This window comes from Streptomyces sp. NPDC001941, assembly GCF_040296945.1.
Taxonomy (GTDB): domain Bacteria; phylum Actinomycetota; class Actinomycetes; order Streptomycetales; family Streptomycetaceae; genus Streptomyces.
On record NZ_JBEOYE010000050.1, the window covers coordinates 50,760 to 70,257 of the forward strand.

Consider the following 19,498-nt stretch of genomic DNA (forward strand, 5'->3'; position numbering starts at 1 on the left):
GGTGTCCTCCGGTCGTGGAACGCGGTCAGCCGGCGGCGGGCTGCCCCGCAAGGGCGTCCGCCATCGCGGGGAAGAGCCGGTTGGCGATGACCGACTCCAGGTACGGCACGCCCTCGGTGGAGCCGGTGCCGGTGCGGGTGCCGATCATGCGCACGGCCAGCCGGTAGTGCGTCTGCTTCCAGCGCTGGTGCACGGCCTCCAGCTGGAGCGCCGCGGCCCGCACCGCCGCCGCGTCCGGCTCGGTGAGCCAGCCGCTGGCGATGACGTCCTCCCAGGTGCCCTGCACGGTCTCGCGGCCCGCGAGCACGGCGTCGCGCACCCGCGGCACCGAGGCGAAGGCGGGTGCGTCGAGCCGGGCGCGCGCGGGCGTGGAGCAGTACGACTCGAAGGTCTTGTAGCCCTCGGACTGGATGGCGCTGGCACCGTCCGTGTACTGCCGGAAGTCCTGGAACGAGGCCGGCTGCATGGTCGCGAGCAGCGAGAACAGCGGCAGCGACTCGCGCAGCACGTCGGCCACCGACGCGACCAGCGAGGCCGCGTCGCCCGGCTCCTCGCCGTGCAGCACGCCCACCGCGCGGTCCAGGGTCGCCGACATGAAGGCGAAGGTGGCCTCGAAGGACTGCAGCACCCGCAGGAACAGGTACTCGTCGTGCAGCACGTACACCGGCTGGACGCTGGTGCGCAGCCGCAGCAGCTCCTCCGTACCGGCCGAGCCGAGCACCGCCTCGGACAGCGTCCCGGCGGGCGTGCGCCCGGGCGTCGCGGCGACCGCGGCCGGATCGACGACGCCGTCCAGCTCGCGCAGCGCCGCGGGCTCCATGACCCGCGCGGCCAGCCGCAGCCGCTTGTGCTGGAGCGCGGCGGGCGGCGGCATCTCACGGGGGTCCTCGGGGGTGCCCGCGAGGGCCTTGCGCTCGAAGGCGATCAGGTCGGCGAGCAGCAGCAGCACGGTGCGGTCACGGCGCCGCAGCAGGCCCCCCGGGTCCGCGTCCGGCGCGGTGCCGAGCAGCGGCAGGGCGGTGTAGCTGGGGTAGTCGTAACGCCCGTCGAACTTGTCGAGCACGACGTCGAGGAAACGGCCGAGAAAGGAATCCGCGGCCTTTTCCGGATGGCGCCCGACCAGTGCGGTACGGCACGCGTCGAGCGCGTCGAGCACCTCCTCGGAGAGGAAGTGCTTCCCGACGGAACGCAGGTGCGCGACCACGGACGCGTAAGGGAATTCCCCGGTGCCACCGGTTCCGCGCCAGCTGGAGAGTTCGTGCCGGAGCGGTCCTGTGGTGCAATCCATCTCGTTTCTCCTTAGACCCACCGGTGAATGACCTGAGATTCGCTCGAAGGCCTGGAGGGCCGCTCAAGCCCCGCCACAGCCGGGATGCGGAGCGGGCAGGGGATCGAGTCCGGTACGAGAGGAGAGCGGGATCCTGGGCCCATGCCGGACTCTCAGCAGGACCCCGTCAGGGATTGCGTGGAGCCTGTCGCGCGGGGCACGGAGCCAGCCGCGCACCGCGCGGAACCCGCCGCCACCGCGCCGCCCGTCGCGGAACCCGCCCCCGTCGCCGTCGCGGAACCAGCCCCCGTCGCCGGGGCCGCTCCCGTCCCCGTCGCGGAACCAGCCGCCGTCGCCGGGGCCGCCCCGGTCGCGGAGGTCGTGGCGCGTGCCTGGTCGGAGGCGCTGGGCCTCGCGGGCGTCGACGGGGACCGCCGGCTCTTCGAGTCGGGAGCCACGTCCGCGGCCGCCCTGCGCGCCCACAGCGCGCTCTGCGCGGGACTGGGCCGGGAGGTGCCGTTGACGGCGCTCTTCACCCGCCCCACCGTCCGTGACCTGGCGGTGTTCCTCGCCGTGTACGCGGCCCAGGCGGAGCGTGACGAGGGCGCGGAGGCCCCCGGAAATCCCCCTCGCACGACGCTTGGCCGGAAACCTCCGGTCCGCTAGAGTCCCGCTCGCGTCGCGGTGGAGCGGGCCCCCGCCGCGATGGCAAGGGTTCGGTAAAGCTGCCACGCTGGCGGTGTTCTCGCTTCGGCCCCGCTCCTCCCGTTCAGCCGCGTTCTACGGAAACCGTAGACGCACGCTTATGGAGTTGAGCGCTGCGGCTATGGCTCGTCTCACCGCACTGGAGTTGACTAATCCACATGACGAACACGCAGAACGTACAGACGACCGAGACGAAGACGACGCTGGTCATCGGCGCAACCGGCAAGACCGGACGCCGAGTTGCCGAGAGGCTGTCCGCCAAGGGCCTCCCGGTGCGGGCCGGCTCACGCAACGGCCAGCCCCCCTTCGTGTGGGAGGATCCCGCGACCTGGGGTCCCGCCCTGGAGGGTGTCGGCGCCGTCTACGTCACCTACTACCCCGACCTCGCCTTCCCGGGGGCCGCCGAGGCCGTGGGCGCCTTCGCCAAGCTCGCCGTCGAGCGGGGGGCGCGCCGCCTGGTGCTGCTCTCCGGCCGCGGTGAGGAGGGCGCCATCGTCAGCGAGGACGCGCTCAAGGCGTCCGGAGCCGACTGGACCGTCATCCGCGCCAACTGGTTCAACCAGAACTTCAACGAGAGCTTCTTCCTCGACCCGGTCCGCGAGGGGGTCCTCGCGCTGCCGACGGCGGACGCGGTGGAGCCGTTCGTGGACGCGGACGACATCGCCGACGTGGCGGTCGCCGCGCTCACCGACGACAAGCACATCGGCAAGACGTACGAGGTGTCGGGCCCGGACCTGCTCACCTTCCACGAGGTCTCCAAGATCCTCACCGAGGTCACCGGGCGCGAGATCCAGTACATCCCGGTCACCACCGAGGAGTACCGCGCGGAACTGGCGAAGCTGGGGCTCCCGCTCGAGTTCGCCGACCTGTTCCGGCTGATCCTGGACGGCCGCAACGCCAGTGTCACCAGCGGTGTCGAGGAGGCCCTCGGCCGCAAGCCGAAGCGCTTCGCGGACTTCGCCCGCGAGGCGGCCGCCAGCGGCGTCTGGACTGTCTGACAACCTGTCAGCCAGCGCACAGCACAGAGCAGTTCAGGAAACACCTAGTTCGCGACAGGCAGTACGCAACAGGCAGTGAGCACCACGCACCACGCGCGACCGGAGGCGTGCGGCGGTGGTCCACGGACGCACCCGCCGCCGCACGCCACCGTACCCCTCCCTCTCCCCGCGCCTGACCAGGAGGCGGCCATGAGCACAGCACCGGGCATGTCGAGCGAGCGGCTCGACACCCTGCCGGGTCACTTCCACGGCTTCGCCCTGATGCACGTGGCGATGCGCCGTGACGCACGGCGGCTGGTGGCCGCCGCCCCCAGGCTCTCGGCCGCGGGCCTCGGCCCCGCCGGCCGCTGGTGGCGCCAGCTGCGCGACGTGATCGACTGGCACCACCACAGCGAGGACGACTTCCTCTGGCCCGAACTCCTGCGCAAGCTCCCCGAGTTCAAGGGGCAGGCGCAGCAGCTCGCGGGCGACCACACCGAACTCGACCGGGCCATGGACGCCGTCACCGACGCCCTGCGCCCCGGCGGCGACCCGGCGAGGGTCGCCCCCGCCGCGGCCACCTTCAGCGGGGTGCTGCACGACCACCTCGCCGACGAGGAGAAGACCGTGTTCCCGGTCTTCGACCGGCTCGGCGCGCGCGAGTACCTCGACCTGGAGCAGCGCCTGGTGCGCACCGCGCCGGCCGGGGTGCTCACCACGCTGCCGCCGTGGATGTTCGACGGCGCGGACAAGCGCTCGGTGTCGCTGGTGGCGGCGACGATGCCGCCACCGGTGCGGCTGCTCGGGCGCACCGTGCTCAAGCGCAGGTACGAACGCACGCTGACGGCGATCACCAACCCGGTCTGACCGGCAGCGGGGCCGATCCATCGAACCCGACCCATCGAACCCGATCCATCGCACCGGATCCATCGAACCCGAGGGAGGACTGGGCATGTCGAAGGCACCCAGAGCGACGGCGGCCCAGCCCGCCCTGACCGCGGCGACCATCGCCATGGGACTGAGCGCGGGGCTGTACTTCGCGTTCGACGTCTCGGTGATGCCGGGGCTCGACCGCGCGGACGACGAGACGTACGCGTCCGCGATGAACCACATCAACGAGGCCATCGAGAACGGCTTCTTCGGACTCGTCTTCTTCGGGGCGTTCCTGGCCACCGGCGTGGCCGGAGGCCAGCTCCAGCGCATCGGCCGGCGCACCGCGGCGCGCTGGACCTGGGCGGCACTGGCGCTGTACACCGCGGCGGTGGTGCTCACGATGAAGATCAACGTACCGCTCAACAAGCGGCTCGCGGCCGGCCGCACGGCGGCCGAACTCGCCGAGCTGCGCGCCAAGTTCAAGAACACCTGGGTTCCGTCGAACGCGGCGAGGACGGTGGCCTGCACCGCCGCCCTGATCTGCCTGGGCAGGGCCCTGGCCTCCTCGCGTCACTGACCCCCACCAGCCGCGCCCGCTCTCCGTCAGTCCCCCGCACGGAGAGCGGGCGCGTTCGTCCCCATGTCCGCATATCCGACGGGTCATCACATGGACGTTCTCACCGGGCTCCTGGAGGGCCCCAAGGCACGCGGCGCGTTCCTCCTCAAGTCGGTCTTCAACGGGCCCTGGGCCCTGCGGGTGGAGGACCACGCCCCGATCTCCCTGGTCACGATGGTGCACGGGGACGCGTGGGTGATCCCCGACCACGGCACCCCGGCGTTGCTCCGCCCCGGCGACGTCGCGGTGCTGCGGGGCCCCGACGCGTACACCATCGCCGACAGCACCGGGACACCGGTGCAGATCACGGTCGGCCCCGAACAGCGCTGCAACACCAACGACGGCGAGGACGTCACCGACTCGATGGCCCTGGGCGTGCGCACCTGGGGCGACACCGTCGGCGAGGGCTCGTACGTGATGCTCAGCGGCACCTACCAGGCGCCCAGCGAGGTCGGCCGCCGCCTGCTCAACGCGCTGCCCGCGCTCCTGGTGCGCCGCGCGGACCTGGACGACAACCCGCTCGTGCCGCTCCTCGCCGAGGAGATGGGCCGCGACGAGCCGGGCCAGGAGCTGGTCCTCGACCGCCTCCTGGACCTGCTCTTCGTCAGCGTCCTGCGCGCCTGGCTCGCCGAGCCCGGTGCGGGCGCCCCCGCCTGGTACCGGGCCCAGTCCGACGCCACGGTCGGCCCGGCGCTCCGCCTGCTGCACGAGAACCCGGCCCAGGCCTGGACGGTGGAGTCGCTGGCCCGCAAGGTGGGCGTCTCCCGCGCGGGCCTGGCCCGCCGGTTCGCCGCGGTGGTCGGCGAACCCCCGATGGCGTACCTCGCCACCTGGCGGCTGACCCTGGCGGCGGACCTGCTGCGCGAGCCGGACTCGACGGTGGGCACGGTGGCTCGGCGGGTCGGCTACAGCAGCGCGTTCGCGCTGAGCACGGCGTTCAAACGGGTGCGCGGGATGAGCCCGCAGGAGTTCCGCACGCACGACACCTCCCGCGAGGTCCTGCCGGCACCGGCACCGTCGCAGACGGTGGTGCTGGGGGCCTGAACGGCGTACGGGTGGGAACCGACCGGTCCGGGAGCAGGCGCGTGATGACGGCACGCACCTGCTCCCGGCACGTCCTCGATGCCCCCCGGGGCCCCGACCGCGTACGGCTATGACTGCGGCTATAACTGGTCGCATGACGACACTGAGCTGGAAGCTGGTCATCGACAGTACGAACGCCCCCGCCCTGGCGGACTTCTGGGCCGAGGCCCTGGGGTACGAGGTGGAGGACCCCAGCGCACTCATCGGACAACTGCTCGCGGCGGGCCAACTGCCCGAGGCGGCGGTCATCGAGCACCGGGGCACGAAGAACTTCCGCGGCTACGCGGCGATCCGACACCCGGAAGACCCCTACGACGAGACCAGCGGCGTGGGCCGGGGCCGGCGCCTGCTCTTCCAGGACGTACCGGAACCCAAGACGACGAAGAACCGCCTCCACCTGGACGTCCACGCCACCCCGGGCACCCTGGACGCCTTGGTGACCCGCCTGGAGGGCCTGGGCGCCACGCGCGTGGAGGAGTTCGACAAGGGCCCGGCGGGCCACTGGTGGGTGATGCGCGACCCGGAGGGCAACGAGTTCTGCGCGGCGTAGTGCGGGACGGGGACGGGCTCACCGCTCCCGGTGGGCTTCCCACGGCAACGGCTGGTCCTTCCCCGTCTCCACCGGCCAGTGACGATCACGCCCCGGCCTAGGGTTCCGCCTCTCGGCCTCCTCCCACTGCTCGGCGTGCCAGCTCACCTGCTCACGGTGCAGCCCGGGCCGCGAGAGCCGCCCGACGGAGGGTTCACAGGCGGCGATGACCTGGGCGAGGACGAGAGCGGCGACGGCGTCGTCCCCCGGATCATTGGGGTCCCGGGGGTCGGTGTGCGGCACGCCGTACCACGCGGTGACGGCTTCCAGCGAGCGCCCGCCGGAGCGGTACGGGTCGACGTGCCGGTCGAGGAGGAGCGGATCGCAGACGGGGGCGAGGCCGCCGGACATCTGATCGGACAACGCGCCGACCCGGTGTCGGCGCAACTCGGCCTCCAGGGTGGTGAGTACGAAGGGCGCGTGCCAGACGACGAGCGGCTCCTTGGCCGCGAGGTGTGCGGCGAGGAGGTCCGCCAGTTCCGCGAGGGCGCGGGCGGCGGGAACTCCGTGCTCCCTGGCGTGGGGAACGCAGATCCCGTGGTTCTTCTCGGCCGCCACGGAATCGGGCTCGGGCCCGGGATCCACGAGCCAGGACCACTGGTTGCCGTCGGAGTCGCAGAGGTCGGCCCGGAGGATGCGGTCGATGGCGTAACGGTTGCCGGTGGTCGCGATGTCGACCGACAGGAGACGGCGCCGGTGCCACCCCGGGTGTCGGCGCCGGGGCGGGGGAGCGGGATCGCGCAGGTGCTCCGGGTGGTACACCTCCCAGCCGCCGAACCGGCCCTTGACGAGGAGGCCTTCCCCGGCCGCTACGGGGGAGCCGCAGACCAGGCACTCCGCTTCCCAGCGGTTGGCGCGCAGCGCGGAGGGGTCGGACGTGGTGCCGTCGGCGTCCGGAACCGGGGCGTGCTCGTGGTCGTACGTCACCCAGCTTCCCCAGGCACTCCGAAGCGACACACCTGCTCCGACGGGGACGTCGCCGCCGCAGAGGGCGCAGCGACCCGCGTACTGGTTGCGCCGTTCGTGGGCGGCCATGGTGTCACCTGCCGAGCTCAGGGCAGTCGGTCCTCCTGCCGGTCCCCCACTCTCCTCCGCCGGGCGGCGTCGCGCAGGGAAACGTGGATCTCCTGGGCCCAGCTGCGGACTTGGGCGAGATGGACTGGCTGGATGCCGCGGTACGGATCCGGTTGTACGAGCAGTGTCGGGTGGCCGGCGGCGGACCGTTCGGCAGCCCAGAGGTGATCGAGTTCGGTGAAGTCGTCGTCTATCCAGGCCGCTGCGGAGCCGCGGAGCCACTGGTCGACGAAGTCGCGCTTCCACAGGTACCCGGCTGGATGGCTACTGGTGATTCGAGGGCGAGGCAGGTCGACGTACGGGAAGTCGGCCAGGCCCAGCAAGGGTCCGATGACCGTTGTCGCGTCCCGGCGCCAACTGGTGCACCATGCAGGACTGACGAGTCCTTCGGCCAAGAACTGGGTGATGAGCCTGCCGTCGGACGGGTCGAGCCAGATCGGTACCGGGTCGCTGGGAGCTCTGCCCGTGGGCAGGACGAGGTGGCGTGTGTGGGTGGCGGGGGTGGAGCCGTCGGTCGCGGGGAACGGTATGAGGACCCCGTCGACGTCCAGGAGAAGGCGGGGCAGAGGCATCTTCTTGTCCTCCCTCATTCGGTCAGCGCCTACGGGCGGTGATGAGGAGACTGGTGGGCCATGGACCGGGGTGTGCGGGGCCCAGCCCGGTCGCTGAGGTGATGCGCAGCCCTGCCCGAGAGAGATGCACGCCCCAACACTGAGCATCGAACTCCCAGCGTTCGACGGGGATTCGGGTCCGATCCGGCAGGGTGACGTAGTCCTCGCGGGGACGGTCATCGGGTGACGGGCGTCTTCCGGCTCGCTCTGGGTGCGGTACGGAGAAGGCGAGTACGCCCCCGGGGCACAGGCGAGAGGCGGCGGCACGGAACAGAGGTTCCGGTGGGACCAGCCCAATGGCACCGAACACCGAGTAGATCGCGTCGTACGTCTCGCCGGGGGTCTGCAGATGGCGGAGTGCGTCAACGACCGCGAATGAGGCACCGTCGACGTGTCCGTAGTGAGCACGCGCCCGCCGGATCTGAAGGTCCACCAGATCCACGCCGACGGAACGGGCGCCGTGGTGCAACGCCAAGTGGGCGACATGGTGACCGGCTCCGCAGCCCAGTTCCAGTACGCGATTGCCGAGTAGGTCCCTTCCGAGCACCTCTGTGCCGGGACCCGCTCCACCGCCCGTACTCCAGTCGACGCGCTCCGGAGGAGTACGCGGCTCTGGTCGACCGGTCACGATCCGCTGCATCGCGTGGGCCTGCCACGGGGAGTCTGCGGCGAGCACTACACCTCCAGCAGCCGGACCACGTCGCCCAGATGGCGGCGGACGACGGAGACGTACGCGGGATCGGTCGAAGGGTCGTCGATCCACCGGATCGCCTGCTCCATGAACCACTCCACGGCCCACATGCGGTGCCACCCCAGCGCCCAGGCCTCGGCGGGCAGCCCGCCTCGGGCAGTGAGCGCGTCAGCGTGCCCACCCGCTGTGACGTACTGCTCGAGCAGCACTCTGAGTCGAACGGCGTCCGGTGTTTCGAGGGTGCCGTGGTACGAGGCGAGATCCAGAAGCCCGGGGCCGGTGAAGGCACGCGCGAAATCGAGGAGGTGCCAGCCTTCGTCCCCGATGTGGATGCTCGTGGGGTGGAACTCGGAGTGGACCCAGCCGAAGGGGGCGAGCATCGCGCCCTGGGCGCGGGCCGGTGCCGCTTCGGCGATGTGCACGAGTGCGGTTTCGACGTCCTCACAGTCGGCCCACCGATCGGCCTTGCGCAGCCGACGTAGATGATCGAGCGCCTGAACGGGCAGGGCGGCCAAGGCCGCGCCGCCGAGGAACGGAAGGTCGTCGGCCGGGCGTGCGGCGTGCAGCATCACGGCGGCCGCCACACCGTCGAGGTCGTCCGCGTCCCGTGCCGGGGTGCCGAGGTCGTCCATGAGCATCCCGAGCCACCGGTCACGTACGGCGGTGGCGTGGAGTACGGGCACCGGTAGCCCTCTCTGGCGGGCGATTCGAAGGGCCTGGGCTTCGCGGTCGAAGGGCTCCTTGGCGTACTTGAAGACTGCGGTCGCGCCGTCGGAGAAGGTGAGGCGTTCGACGCCGGACATGCTCCAGACGCGAATGCCGGTGCGTTCGGGCCTGGTTCGGCCGACGAGCGGGCAGAGGTCGTCGAGCAGGGCGGTGATGAGGGCGTGGTCCATCTGGGTGCCTCCGGGGCTCACGGGCTCCGGGGCGGGAAGCGGCCGCCCCGGAGCGATTCGGTGGATGGTGCTACGCGGGCGTGGTCACGTGGTGGGCTAGGACCTGCTCGATCCACTGAGCTTTGAAGGCACCGAGGTCGCGACGGAAGGTGGCCATTGAGGCACCGTAGGGGGCAACGACACCGCCTGACTGGTCCGGTACGGACTGGCAGCCGTGGACGAGCCGGCCGCCCAGGGCCGCGTGTGCCTTGATCGATTCGATTCGCCGGTGCTCGTTGAACCAGCCGCCGTGGTAGACCTCGTCGAGCATGGCGCCCGTTTCGTCGTCGAGGTCGAAGACGACGGACGTGGCCGCGGGGAAGAACCAGCAAGGGCCGACGTTGGAGATGTGACCGTCGAGCTCGACCTTGTTGAGAGCCATGAGCGTGGCAGCCTCGCGAAGCATCCCCAGGTGATCTGCGGTCACCCGAGGCAGCCCGAGCCCCGAGAGGTGCTCCTCCCGGAAGAGGTACGCGTACACCTGGTGCGCCGTGGTCAGGACACGTGCGGCGTCGGACGTGGACTCGCAGTGGCTCTTGATGAAGTCGAGCGTGAGCTGCTCGACAGAGCTTTCCGTGGTCTCGTCGACGTCCAGGAGTCCAGATCCGACCGACTCCCAATCGGCGACGAGCCAACTGTTGGACTCGAAGCGGAAGAAGTATTCGGTGGGGTCGATGCTGAGGTGGTTGCCGTGGACCTGGATGCCGGGGAGACGGTCCCATCGAGGATCTGGAGCGTCGGTCGGAGCAGTCCGGGTGTCGAGGATGGCCACGATGTCTCCGTCTCGGATCGGTTGGCAACAGGCATGGGAATGCCCGGGCCCCGGGGCCGTAGGGGTGCGCTGCAATCCGTACGGCCCCGTGAGCAGGGAAGCTGTCGATAAGTGAACAGTCCGCTACGCAGAGGCGATACGGTGGCGCCGGACCCAAGCGGTATACGCGGTTTACAGCCCCGGATCGGAGGGCTCGTGTCAACGCTTTCACCCCTCAACTCCCCACTGCGCGACACGATCGTTGAAGCCAAGTGCACGTACGAGGCATTGGCCAGAGACGTTCGTCGCGTCGCTGCCGAGAACGGCGAGCTGCTCCAGACCAACAAGTCGGCCATCGCCCATTGGGTGAAGCAGACCCGGGTGCCCTCGGGGCAGGCGGGGCAATACCTCGCCGAGGCGCTATCGCGCCGGTTGGGCCGGGTGATCACTCTCAAGGAGATCGGGCTCCACCCACCTGACTCCGAACAGCCCGCCCACGGCGATCCGGTTACCGTCGTCACTGACCTCAGCCGCGCGGACGTGGAACGCCGCCGGTTCCTCTCCGTGGCCGCGTTCACCGCGGCCGGTGTGGCCATGCCTCTGCTGCACGACCACGAGGCCGTTGCCCGAGTCCTTCGTGCACGGGAAGGTCGTTCGCTCGTCGGTCGCGACGACATCGACGTGGTACGACAGATCACCACAGCCTTCAGCGCGGCTGATGAGCGCCTTGGCGGCGGGCACGGTCTGACCACGGTTACCGCGTACCTCGCCGACACGGCAGCGCCCATGCTGCGTGGGCGCTTCCACAACGAGGCTTTGCGCCGGGAAGCCTTTGGAGCCGTGGCCGAACTGGCTTACCTGGCGGGGTGGAAGCACCACGACCTGGGCCAGGAGGGTGCTGCTCAGCGCTATTACCAAGTCGGCTACCAACTGGCCTGTGAAGCCGACCCGCACGGCCACGCGGCGTGGATGATGCGCTCCCTGGCCCACCAGGCGCTGAAGCTCAGGCAGCCCCGTCACTGCGTCGACCTCGTTGAAGGTGCCTTGCGCAGGGCGGACGGGTACGTCGACGGGCGGACCGAGGCGCTCCTGCACATCACTCACGCGCGCGCCTGTGCGGCAATTGGTGAGAACACGTCCGCCAGCCGCGCTCTTCTTGCCGCTGAAGACGCTCTGCTGCGTGAGGACGAGCCCCAACCCAGCTTCTCGCTCCTGAGCGGTCCTGCGGCAGGAACCGTGGCCAGCCACACAGCCAAGGAGCTCACCGAGATGGGTGATTTCCCCGGAACCGAACAGCAGCACCGCGACGCCCTGACCCGGTGGGATCCGGTCCAGTTCAGACGCGTACACGTGCTCACGTATGCAGACCTGGGGGACAGCCTCGCGGACCAAGCCAAGGCCGACGAAGCGATCGAAGCCTGGGCACAAGCCCTCACGCTCATGGAGGGGTTGGTGTCCGACCGGACACACAAGGCCATCGCCTCGACCCGCAACCTCCTGCACGTCTACCAGCGGCGCAAGGTCCCAGGGGCAGTGGATCTCGCGCGCAGGGTTCACGATGCCCTGGCGCAACTTGCCTGACTTCGCTGGCGAGTAGCAGTGTCGCTGGTACGTTCTCAGCTCGCCGATGCATCGAGAACCGTAGCCATCACCGTCGTGTCGGGCCACCAACCGAGTGGTCCTCCTGCAACGCAGCGAGAACGCCAAGTTCGCTCAGGGGCTGTGGGACCTCCCAGTCGGGAAGAGCGAGCCCGGTGAACCCATCACGGAAACCGCGGTCCGTGAGCTGTACGAGGAGACGGGTCTCACGGTGAAGGCAGAGGCGCTCAAGGTCGCCCACGTGATCCACGGTGCCTGGGGCGTGGAAGCGCCCAATGGGTTCCTCACTGTCGTCTTCGTAGCCGACGAGTGGACGGGCGCGCCGGAGAACCGTGAACCGCGTAAGCACTCCCAGGTCCGCTGGGTCGATGCCGAGGCCATCCCCGAGGCGTTCGTCAGCACTACAGCCAGCGCCTTGACCTGCTATCTGCGCGGCGGCCAAGAGGTCTCCCTCGACGGGTGGGCCTAGCGTCGAGGCGCCGTCCCGCGTCGGTGAACATCAGGCGCTCGTGACCCTCACCTTCCCCGTCACCCGGCGCCGCTCCGTCCCCTCCACCGCCACGCAGATCCCGAACACCTTGTCGTGCGACGTCCAGCCGTTGGTGCGGCCCTGGTTGTTGCTGATCTGGACGCGGCGGTTCGCGTGGTCGACCGCTGAGACCAGGTGCAGGTAGACCGTGCCCGCCACGCGTGCCAGCACGATGTCGCCCCGTTCCAGGGTGGCGGGGAGGGCGGGGGAGACCCGGACCTGTTGGCGGTCGCGGATGAGGGGGGTCATGGAGTGGCCGCTGGGGCGGAACTCGACGGTTTCGCCGGCCGATACCCGTACGGCCATCGCTTCTAGAAGTCCCATGGGGGGATCGTGCCGGGGGTGGGGGACCTTGTCTCCGGGTTTTCGGTGGGCGCGGCCCCCACAGGCCCACGTCCTGGGTCAGGGCCAGAGCAAGTGGCGTTCCCAGGTCGGGGTGGACGCGTCCTCGCGTTCGTAGCGCAGGCGCGTGTGGGTCCGGGTCCGCGTCGCCTGCCAGAACTCCGCCCGTGTCGGTGCCACCGTGTACAGCGTCCATTCCGGAGTGACCAGGTCCGGGTCCGCCTCGATGCGGGTCAGCGCCTCCCGCAGGGCGCGGTCGCCGTCGGCCGGGCTCGGCAGGTGCGTGCTCTGGCGGGCCAGCAGCGCCTCCGCGCGGGCCGGGCGCGAGCGGGCCAGGAGGTCGGCGGCGCTCGCCTCCGCCGAGGCCCGGGTCACCGTGCCGCGCAGCCGGACCTGGCGGCCCAGGAGCGGCCAGTAGAAGGTCAGCGCCGCGCTCGGGTGCGCCGCCAGCTGGCGGCCCTTGGGGCTCGCCTCGTGCGAGGCGAACTGCCAGCCGTCCCGGTCCACGTTCTTCAGGATCAGCACCCGCGCGTCCGGCACGCCGTCCTCGCCCAGCGTCGACAACGTCATGGCGTGCGGGTCCGGTTCGCCCGCTGCCACCGCGGCGCGCAGCCACTCCAGGAACAGTTCGACCGGCTCGGGCGGCGCGTCCGCGGGCTCGAACTCCGCCAGCGGGCCCGCGAACACGGGGAGGCCCCGCAGCCAGCCCCGTACGTCCCCTTCGCGGTACAGGTCCTTGTCCGCCGTCATCGTGGGTCTCCCTACGCTCGCGTTCCCGGCCGGGCTCCGGGCTCCTTCGGGAACGTACCCGTCGCGCCGTGCCCCGACGGCAAGGGCCCCGCACCGGAGTCGGTGCGGGGCCCTACGGCCTGCGGGCCGTACGTGATCAGGCGGCGGCCAGGGAGACCTCGGTGGCCTTGATCAGCGCGACGACCGACGCGCCGCCGGCCAGGGCCAGGTCGCTGACCGCGTCGGCGGTGATCGCCGCGGTCAGCGCGCCGCCCTCGACGTCGATCTTGACGGACGCCATGGCGGGGCCGGTGGCCACCTCGGTGACCGTGCCGGGGATCTGGTTGCGGATGGACAGGCCCTGGACCGGGCCGGTCGCCAGGGAGATCTCGGTGGCCTTGACCATGGCGGTGACCTGCGAGCCCTCGGCCAGGCCGAGGTCCTTGACGGCCTCGGCGGTGATCGCGGCGGTGATGTCCTGGCCACCGGCGAGGCGGACCTTGACGGTCGCCATGGCCTCGCCGACGGTGATGGCGGAGACGGTGCCGGCGATCTGGTTGCGGATGCTCAGGGTCATGGAGAACTGCCTCACTGGGTCGGTGCTTGCCGCCGGGCCGCGGACGCGCGGTCGGCCGGTACGAACGAACCTAGTACGGGAAGAACGTCCCGTTCCGACCATGGTGGCAGCAGCGAGGCGAAAGCACCCGGTCGCGTGGCAGATCCGGCGGGGGACCGAAGGCGGGACGTTCCCGGGGCCTACGGTCCGGTGGATCCGGGGCCTTCGGGCACGCTTTCCGCAGGTGTGCGGGGTATGGGGGGTGTGGTGGGGCGGCAGGTGCGAGTCCGTGGCGTCTAATGTCCCGCATATGCAGGTTTACACCATCGGGCAGACCGCGCGTCTCCTGGGCGTCAGCCCCGACACCGCCCGCCGCTGGGCCGACGCCGGACGGATCCCCACCCGGCGCGAGGGCTCCGGCCACCGCGTCATCGACGGCCGCGACCTGGCCGCCTTCGCCGTCGAGCTCGCCAGGGCGGGCGGGGGCGACGAGGACCCCTCCCACACCTCCGCGCGCAACGCCTTCCCCGGGATCGTCACCGCGATCAAGCTCGGCGACGTCGCCGCCCAGGTCGAGATCCAGGCCGGCCCGCACCGGCTGGTGTCCCTGCTCACGCGGGAGGCCGTCGAGGAGCTGGGCCTGGAGGTCGGCCTGCGGGCGACCGCCCGCGTGAAGTCCACCAACGTCCACATCGACCGCACCTGATCCCTCGGGAGACCCCGGCGGCACCCCGCCGCCCGGGCCCGGTCCCGGCCCCCACGACAGGACCCCGCATGCCCCGCCCCCGCCGCCGCGTCGCCGGTCCGCGCACCTCGCTCGTGCTCGCCGTTCCCGCGCTGCTCGCGGTCCTGTTCCTGCTCGTCCCCCTGGTCGGGATCCTGGCCCGCACCAGCTGGGGCGAGCTGGGCGGCCACCTGACCAGCCCCGGCGTCACCGAAGCGCTGAAGCTGTCGCTGTACGTGTCCTTCTGCTCGCTCGGCCTGTCCCTGCTGCTCGGGGTGCCGCTGGCGTGGCTGCTGGCCCGGGTCGAGTTCCCGGGCAAGACGCTCGTACGGTCCCTGGTGCTGCTGCCGATGGTGCTGCCGCCGACCGTGGGCGGGGTGGCGCTGCTGCTCGGCTTCGGGCGGCGCGGTCTGCTCGGGCCGTGGCTGGAGGACGCCTTCGGGATCGTGCTGCCCTTCCACACCTCCGGCGCGGTCGTCGCCGCGACCTTCGTCGCCATGCCCTTCCTGGTCATCAGCCTCGAAGGCACGCTCGCGGGGCTGCGCCCGGCGTACGAGGAGACCGCGGCCTCCCTCGGCGCGTCACCGCTGCGGGTGTTCGCCACCGTCACCCTGCCCATGGTCGCCCCCGGCCTCGCCGCCGGCGCCGCGCTCGCCTGGGCGCGGGCGCTGGGGGAGTTCGGCGCCACGATCACCTTCGCCGGGAACCTGCCCGGCACCACCCAGACCCTGCCGCTCCAGGTCTACCTGCTGCTCCAGGACCGGCCCGAGGCGGCCACCTCCGTCTCCCTGCTGCTCCTGGTCATCGCGATGGCCGTCCTCATCGGGCTGCGCGGGCGCTGGACCGGGACGACCCAGCGGCGCACCGCCCCGACCACCTCCGCCGAAGGCCCTGAGCCCGCCCCGCCGGCCATGACACCGGACCGGCCGGCCACCCCCGCCGCTCCCGCCGGCCAGGCGTGGCCGCTGCACGCCCGGGTCACCGGCTTCAACCAGCTCACCCTCGACGCCGACCCCGGCACCACCATCGCCGTCGTCGGCGAGAACGGCGCGGGCAAGACCACCCTCTTGCGCGCCCTGCTCGGGCTCACCGACCGCGCCCACGCCGAACTGCGCCTCGGCGGCCTCGACGTCACTCGGCTGCCCCCGCACCGGCGCGGCGTCGCCTGGGTCCCGCAGGCCGGAGCGCTCTTCCCCCACATGAGCGCCCTCGCCAACACCGCCTACGGACTGCGCGCCCACGGCGTCCCGCGCGCCGAGGCCCGCGCACAGGCCCAGGCGTGGCTCGACCGGCTCGGCGTCGGCCACCTGGCCCACCGCAAGCCCGCCCAGCTCTCCGGCGGCCAGGCCCAACGCGTCGCCCTCGCGCGGGCGTTGGCCACCCGCCCCCGGCTGCTGCTGCTCGACGAGCCGCTCGCCGCGCTCGACCAGACCACCCGCGCCCACGTACGCCACACCCTGCGCGGCCACCTCGCCGGCTTCAACGGCGTCTGCCTGATCGTCACGCACGACCCGGTCGAGGCCGTCTCGCTGGCCGACCGGGTCCTGGTCCTCGCCGACGGGCGTACGCTCCAGGACGCCCCGCCCGCCGAGGTCACCCGGCACCCCCGCTCGCCCTGGGTCGCCCGCATGCTCGGCCGCAACGCCTGGCCCGCCACCGCGACCCCCACCGGCGCCCGACTCGCCACCGGGAGCGAGCTCGTGGCCGCCGAACCCGCGCCCGAGGGCGCCGAGGTCCTCGTCGTCGTACCGCCCGAGGCCGTCTCGCTCCACCGGGACAAGCCCACCGGCAGCCCCCGCAACGTCTGGCCCGGCACCCTCCGCGAGATCACCGCCACCGGCAGCCGGCTGCGCCTGGTCGTCTCCTCGGACCGGGTCCCGGACACCGTCGCCGAGATCACCCCGCAGGCCGCCGCCGACCTCGGCCTGGCCGACGGCACCCCGGTCTGGTGCAGCGTCAAGGCCACCGAGATCACGCTGGTGGCCCTGTAGGGGAAGGGTGGGTCAGGACGCCCGCTCCTGGGCGCTGCGCTCCACGCAGAACTCGTTGCCCTCCGGGTCCTTCAGGGTGACCCAGCCCCGCCCGTCGGGCACGCGGTGGTCCTCGTGGAGCACGGCGCCCAGCGCGAGCAGCCGCTCCACCTCCTCGTCCCGGGTGCGGTCCTGGGGCTGGAGGTCCAGGTGGACGCGGTTCTTCACCCGGCGCTCGTCCTCGACCCGGATGAACAGCAGCGCGTGCGCCCCCGCCTCGACCAGGGCCTCCGGGTCGCCGGGGTGGTCGTCGTCGGTGACCTTGCCCTCGAGTACCTTCGCCCAGAAGGTCGCCAGCTCGTAGGCGTCGGCGCAGTCGATCGTGATGTGTCGAATCAGGGTTGCCATGGGGCGGACCCTTTCACAGGGGGTCAGGCGTCCTCCACGCATATACGTCCTCCACGCATATGCGCGGGCGTACGGAGGGCGGGCACGCGCGCACGAGGACGCGCCGAAGGGGGAGCGGGCCCCCGTACCCGCTCCCCCTCCGGTCACCCGGTCACCTCACCGGGCCCCCGCCGTCAGCACACCGGCAGCGGGTCCGTCTCGCTCGAGATGTCCGTGTCCTTCATCCAGCCCCAGGCCCCGTTGTCGGCCTGCGTCCACTCCCAGCGGTTCGGGTGCGGCCCGCCCACGTGTCCGCCGTTGTCCGAACGGCACGTGAACCAGGAGGGGTTGGAGTACATCCGGCCCACGACCTCCAGCACGCCCGGCTTGTAGACCGCGGCGCCCACCCGGTTGTTGCACCACCAGTGGCTGCCGCTGTACCAGCAGCCGGCGGCCTTCGCGCTGAGCGAGGCGGGCACCGCCGCGCCCACCGCGATCTTCGGGCCGCTGTAGGAGGGCGGGGCGTCGTTGGTGCTCGCCGCCGTGGCCGTGGCCGCGCCGGACAGCGTCAGTGCCGCCGTCGCCGCCCCTGCCGCGAGGAACGCCGAGATGGTACGAGTCCTGATCATCCTGATCATGGTGTTGTGCGTCCTTTCCCCCGTCGGGTCCTGCGCGCCGACTTCACTCGATCAACCGCCCTTGGCAGCCTCGAAGCCGGGGCTCATGGACCGACAGCCTGCCGCCACCCCGACCAGGTGGCACCACACTTCGGTCCTGCCCCAACCGACTGGACCGGCAAGGGCAAGGGGGAAACAGAGCCGTGCCCACACTCCGCATTCACTTCGACCCCACCGACCTCAAACGACTGCGCGTCGCCCAGCGCCCCGACCCGCTCTGGGAGGTGGTCGGGAGCCTGCACGTGCTGCAGAGCAAGGAGGGCGAGCTCGTCTTCGCCGACTGGCGCAGGGCCGCCTCCGCCCGCCTCGTGCCCGGCACGCCCGGCTGGCGGGCCGCCGCCGGGCTGCGGACGCTCGCGCCGTACGCCTCCTACATCCCCGACTTCCTCACCCCGACCGTCACCGGCGCCGATCTGACCACCGGCGTCGAGCGGGTCCTCGTGACGCCCGCGAGACGGCTCACCGCCGAGCTGAGCAGGCTCTCGACGCCGGGGCCCGTGCCGCCGCCGCTGCGGGCGCTGGCCCGCGGCGAGGCCACGGCCATGGCCGGGCTCGGCCGGATGATCCACGCCTACAGCGCCGCCGTGGTCCAGCCCGGCTGGGACGCGGTGGAGACCGCCGTGGGGGCCGACATCGCCTGGCGGCGGCGCATCCTCGCCACCGAGGGGCCGGACGCGCTGCTGGACAGTCTGCGGCCGCTGGCCGGCTGGCAGCGGCCGGTGCTCTCCATGCGCTACCCCGTCGACCGCGACCTGCTGCTCGGCGGGAGGGGCCTGCTGCTCGTGCCGTCGTACTTCTGCTGGCGGATGCCGGTGTCGCTGGTCGACCCGACGCTGCCGCCCGTCCTCGTCTACCCCGTCGACCACGGCCTCGGCGCCGAACCGGCCGCGTCCGACAGTGCGTTGGCCGACCTCGTCGGGCGCACCCGCGCCACCATGCTGTTCGCGCTCGCCGAGCGGCGCTGCGCCTCGACGACGGAGGTCGCCGAGGCGGCGTACGTGTCGCTGCCGTCCGCGAGCCAGCAGCTCACCGTGCTCCGCGACGGCGGCCTGATCGCCAGCCGGCGGGTGGGCCGCCACCTGCTGCACACGGTGACCAGCCTCGGCTACCGCCTGCTGGGCGCCACCGAGGAGTAAGTCCGTTCGGCGGAAGGTCTGTCGACCTTCGCCCCGACCACCACGGAGGTGACCGCGAGCCCCCCGTCCACCAGCCACCGCCCCGTGAACTCCCGCACCGCGCCCGGCGGCAGGTCCACCGGGAGCAGCCGGGCCGCGAACGTCCCGTCCTCGTACAGCGAGAGGTGCGCGTCCCGGAAGCCCAGCCAGCGCCGGGTGCCCGGGTACCACGCCTTGTAGACCGCCTCCTTGGCGCTGAACAGGAGGCGGTCCCAGCAGATCCCGGGCGCCGTGGGCAGCGCCGCCCGCTCGGCGTCCGAGGCCACCAGGCCCAGCACGCCCTCGGGCAGCGGGCCCGCGGGCTCCGCGTCGATGCCCACCGCGAGGGCGTCCCGCTCCAGCGCCGCGGCCGCCGCCCGGTAGCCGTCGCAGTGGGTGATCGAGCCCACCACGCCCGACGGCCACCGCGGCGCGCCCCCGGCGCCGACCGGCACGGCGACCGGCGGCAGCCCGAGGGCGGCCATCGAGCGGCGGGCGCAGCCGCGCGCCGTCGCGAACTGCCGTACGCGGCTGGGGCGTCGTCCCGCCACGAGCACCGACTCCTCGGGGAAGAGCGGCGCGGGCGTCAGGTCGTCGTGCCGGTCGGCGCCGGGGGCGCGCCGCGGTGGCCGTCGGGCGTGGTGGGCTCGATCACCCAC

23 protein-coding genes are annotated in these 19,498 nt (G+C 72.0%); 11 read left to right on the forward strand and 12 right to left on the reverse strand.

What is annotated here, in order from left to right:
• Positions 1 to 25: 25 nt before the first annotated feature.
• Entirely contained in the window at positions 26 to 1,288 is a 1,263-nt protein-coding gene (locus ABT160_RS28885; RefSeq protein ID WP_351650797.1) for a tryptophan 2,3-dioxygenase, read from the reverse strand.
• A gap of 141 nt (positions 1,289 to 1,429) precedes the next feature.
• Between ABT160_RS28885 and ABT160_RS28890 the strand changes: the two genes are divergently transcribed.
• The 6 genes from ABT160_RS28890 (at position 1,430) to ABT160_RS28915 (ending at position 6,071) form a co-directional block, all read left to right on the forward strand.
• Entirely contained in the window at positions 1,430 to 1,933 is a 504-nt protein-coding gene (locus ABT160_RS28890; protein ID WP_351650798.1) for an acyl carrier protein, read from the forward strand.
• A 197-nt stretch (positions 1,934 to 2,130) separates the two neighbouring features.
• Entirely contained in the window at positions 2,131 to 2,970 is an 840-nt protein-coding gene (locus ABT160_RS28895) for an NmrA family NAD(P)-binding protein (RefSeq protein ID WP_351650799.1), read from the forward strand.
• A gap of 189 nt (positions 2,971 to 3,159) precedes the next feature.
• Complete coding sequence (locus ABT160_RS28900) at positions 3,160 to 3,816, forward strand: hemerythrin domain-containing protein (RefSeq protein WP_351650800.1); 657 nt, start codon at positions 3,160 to 3,162, stop codon at positions 3,814 to 3,816.
• Between the two features lie 85 nt (positions 3,817 to 3,901).
• The gene (locus tag ABT160_RS28905) at positions 3,902 to 4,399 is read left to right on the forward strand and encodes an anthrone oxygenase family protein (RefSeq protein ID WP_351650801.1); all 498 of its coding nucleotides are present in this window, start codon (positions 3,902 to 3,904) and stop codon (positions 4,397 to 4,399) included.
• A 90-nt stretch (positions 4,400 to 4,489) separates the two neighbouring features.
• On the forward strand, positions 4,490 to 5,482 hold the full coding sequence (locus tag ABT160_RS28910) for an AraC family transcriptional regulator (protein WP_351650803.1): 993 nt from the start codon (positions 4,490 to 4,492) through the stop codon (positions 5,480 to 5,482).
• A gap of 133 nt (positions 5,483 to 5,615) precedes the next feature.
• A complete protein-coding gene (locus tag ABT160_RS28915) occupies positions 5,616 to 6,071 on the forward strand; it encodes a VOC family protein (protein WP_351650804.1) in 456 nt (151 codons plus the stop codon).
• 18 nt (positions 6,072 to 6,089) lie between these two features.
• On the opposite strand, the gene ABT160_RS28920 is transcribed toward ABT160_RS28915, so the two are convergent.
• The 5 genes from ABT160_RS28920 to ABT160_RS28940 all read right to left on the reverse strand — a co-directional run bounded on the left by ABT160_RS28920 (position 6,090) and on the right by ABT160_RS28940 (position 10,196).
• A complete protein-coding gene (locus tag ABT160_RS28920; protein WP_351650805.1) occupies positions 6,090 to 7,145 on the reverse strand; it encodes a 3'-5' exonuclease family protein in 1,056 nt (351 codons plus the stop codon).
• Positions 7,146 to 7,162: 17 nt separating this feature from the next.
• Positions 7,163 to 7,756, reverse strand: a complete 594-nt coding sequence (locus ABT160_RS28925; RefSeq protein WP_351650806.1) for an HAD domain-containing protein — start codon at positions 7,754 to 7,756, stop codon at positions 7,163 to 7,165.
• Positions 7,757 to 7,778: 22 nt separating this feature from the next.
• Entirely contained in the window at positions 7,779 to 8,471 is a 693-nt protein-coding gene (locus ABT160_RS28930) for a class I SAM-dependent methyltransferase (RefSeq protein WP_351650807.1), read from the reverse strand.
• A complete protein-coding gene (locus tag ABT160_RS28935; protein ID WP_351650809.1) occupies positions 8,471 to 9,382 on the reverse strand; it encodes a phosphotransferase family protein in 912 nt (303 codons plus the stop codon). Before ABT160_RS28935 ends, ABT160_RS28930 begins: the two co-directional genes overlap by 1 nt.
• A 70-nt stretch (positions 9,383 to 9,452) precedes the next feature.
• Positions 9,453 to 10,196, reverse strand: coding sequence for a hypothetical protein (locus tag ABT160_RS28940; RefSeq protein ID WP_502984320.1), 744 nt, complete (start codon positions 10,194 to 10,196; stop codon positions 9,453 to 9,455).
• Between the two features lie 192 nt (positions 10,197 to 10,388).
• On the opposite strand from ABT160_RS28940, the gene ABT160_RS28945 reads away from it, so the two are divergent.
• On the forward strand, positions 10,389 to 11,753 hold the full coding sequence (locus ABT160_RS28945) for an NsdA family TPR-like regulatory protein (RefSeq protein WP_351650811.1): 1,365 nt from the start codon (positions 10,389 to 10,391) through the stop codon (positions 11,751 to 11,753).
• Positions 11,754 to 11,847: 94 nt separating this feature from the next.
• Positions 11,848 to 12,240 carry an NUDIX domain-containing protein gene (locus ABT160_RS28950; protein WP_351650812.1) on the forward strand — a complete coding sequence of 131 codons (393 nt, stop codon included), beginning with the start codon at positions 11,848 to 11,850 and terminating at the stop codon, positions 12,238 to 12,240.
• Positions 12,241 to 12,270: 30 nt separating this feature from the next.
• Here the strand turns inward: ABT160_RS28950 and ABT160_RS28955 are convergent, their stop codons facing one another.
• From ABT160_RS28955 to ABT160_RS28965, 3 genes are all read right to left on the reverse strand, one after another.
• Positions 12,271 to 12,624, reverse strand: a complete 354-nt coding sequence (locus ABT160_RS28955) for a S24 family peptidase (protein ID WP_351650813.1) — start codon at positions 12,622 to 12,624, stop codon at positions 12,271 to 12,273.
• Positions 12,625 to 12,702: 78 nt separating this feature from the next.
• Positions 12,703 to 13,392, reverse strand: a complete 690-nt coding sequence (locus ABT160_RS28960) for a pyridoxine/pyridoxamine 5'-phosphate oxidase (RefSeq protein WP_351650814.1) — start codon at positions 13,390 to 13,392, stop codon at positions 12,703 to 12,705.
• A gap of 136 nt (positions 13,393 to 13,528) precedes the next feature.
• Complete coding sequence (locus ABT160_RS28965; RefSeq protein ID WP_351650816.1) at positions 13,529 to 13,948, reverse strand: TOBE domain-containing protein; 420 nt, start codon at positions 13,946 to 13,948, stop codon at positions 13,529 to 13,531.
• 289 nt (positions 13,949 to 14,237) lie between these two features.
• Between ABT160_RS28965 and ABT160_RS28970 the strand changes: the two genes are divergently transcribed.
• Both ABT160_RS28970 and ABT160_RS28975 read left to right on the forward strand, forming a co-directional pair.
• Positions 14,238 to 14,633, forward strand: coding sequence for a TOBE domain-containing protein (locus ABT160_RS28970; protein WP_351650817.1), 396 nt, complete (start codon positions 14,238 to 14,240; stop codon positions 14,631 to 14,633).
• Positions 14,634 to 14,701: 68 nt separating this feature from the next.
• Positions 14,702 to 16,642 (forward strand): ABC transporter permease, encoded by a 1,941-nt coding sequence (locus ABT160_RS28975; protein WP_351650819.1) that lies wholly within the window; start codon positions 14,702 to 14,704, stop codon positions 16,640 to 16,642.
• Positions 16,643 to 16,654: 12 nt separating this feature from the next.
• Here the strand turns inward: ABT160_RS28975 and ABT160_RS28980 are convergent, their stop codons facing one another.
• Both ABT160_RS28980 and ABT160_RS28985 read right to left on the reverse strand, forming a co-directional pair.
• Positions 16,655 to 17,029 carry a VOC family protein gene (locus tag ABT160_RS28980; RefSeq protein ID WP_351650820.1) on the reverse strand — a complete coding sequence of 125 codons (375 nt, stop codon included), beginning with the start codon at positions 17,027 to 17,029 and terminating at the stop codon, positions 16,655 to 16,657.
• Positions 17,030 to 17,202: 173 nt separating this feature from the next.
• Positions 17,203 to 17,637, reverse strand: coding sequence for a hypothetical protein (locus ABT160_RS28985; RefSeq protein ID WP_351650821.1), 435 nt, complete (start codon positions 17,635 to 17,637; stop codon positions 17,203 to 17,205).
• Between the two features lie 191 nt (positions 17,638 to 17,828).
• Between ABT160_RS28985 and ABT160_RS28990 the strand changes: the two genes are divergently transcribed.
• On the forward strand, positions 17,829 to 18,821 hold the full coding sequence (locus tag ABT160_RS28990) for an ArsR/SmtB family transcription factor (protein ID WP_351650822.1): 993 nt from the start codon (positions 17,829 to 17,831) through the stop codon (positions 18,819 to 18,821).
• On the opposite strand, the gene ABT160_RS28995 is transcribed toward ABT160_RS28990, so the two are convergent.
• Positions 18,791 to 19,498, reverse strand: coding sequence for a 4'-phosphopantetheinyl transferase family protein (locus ABT160_RS28995; RefSeq protein ID WP_502984319.1), 708 nt, complete (start codon positions 19,496 to 19,498; stop codon positions 18,791 to 18,793). The genes ABT160_RS28990 and ABT160_RS28995 overlap by 31 nt on opposite strands.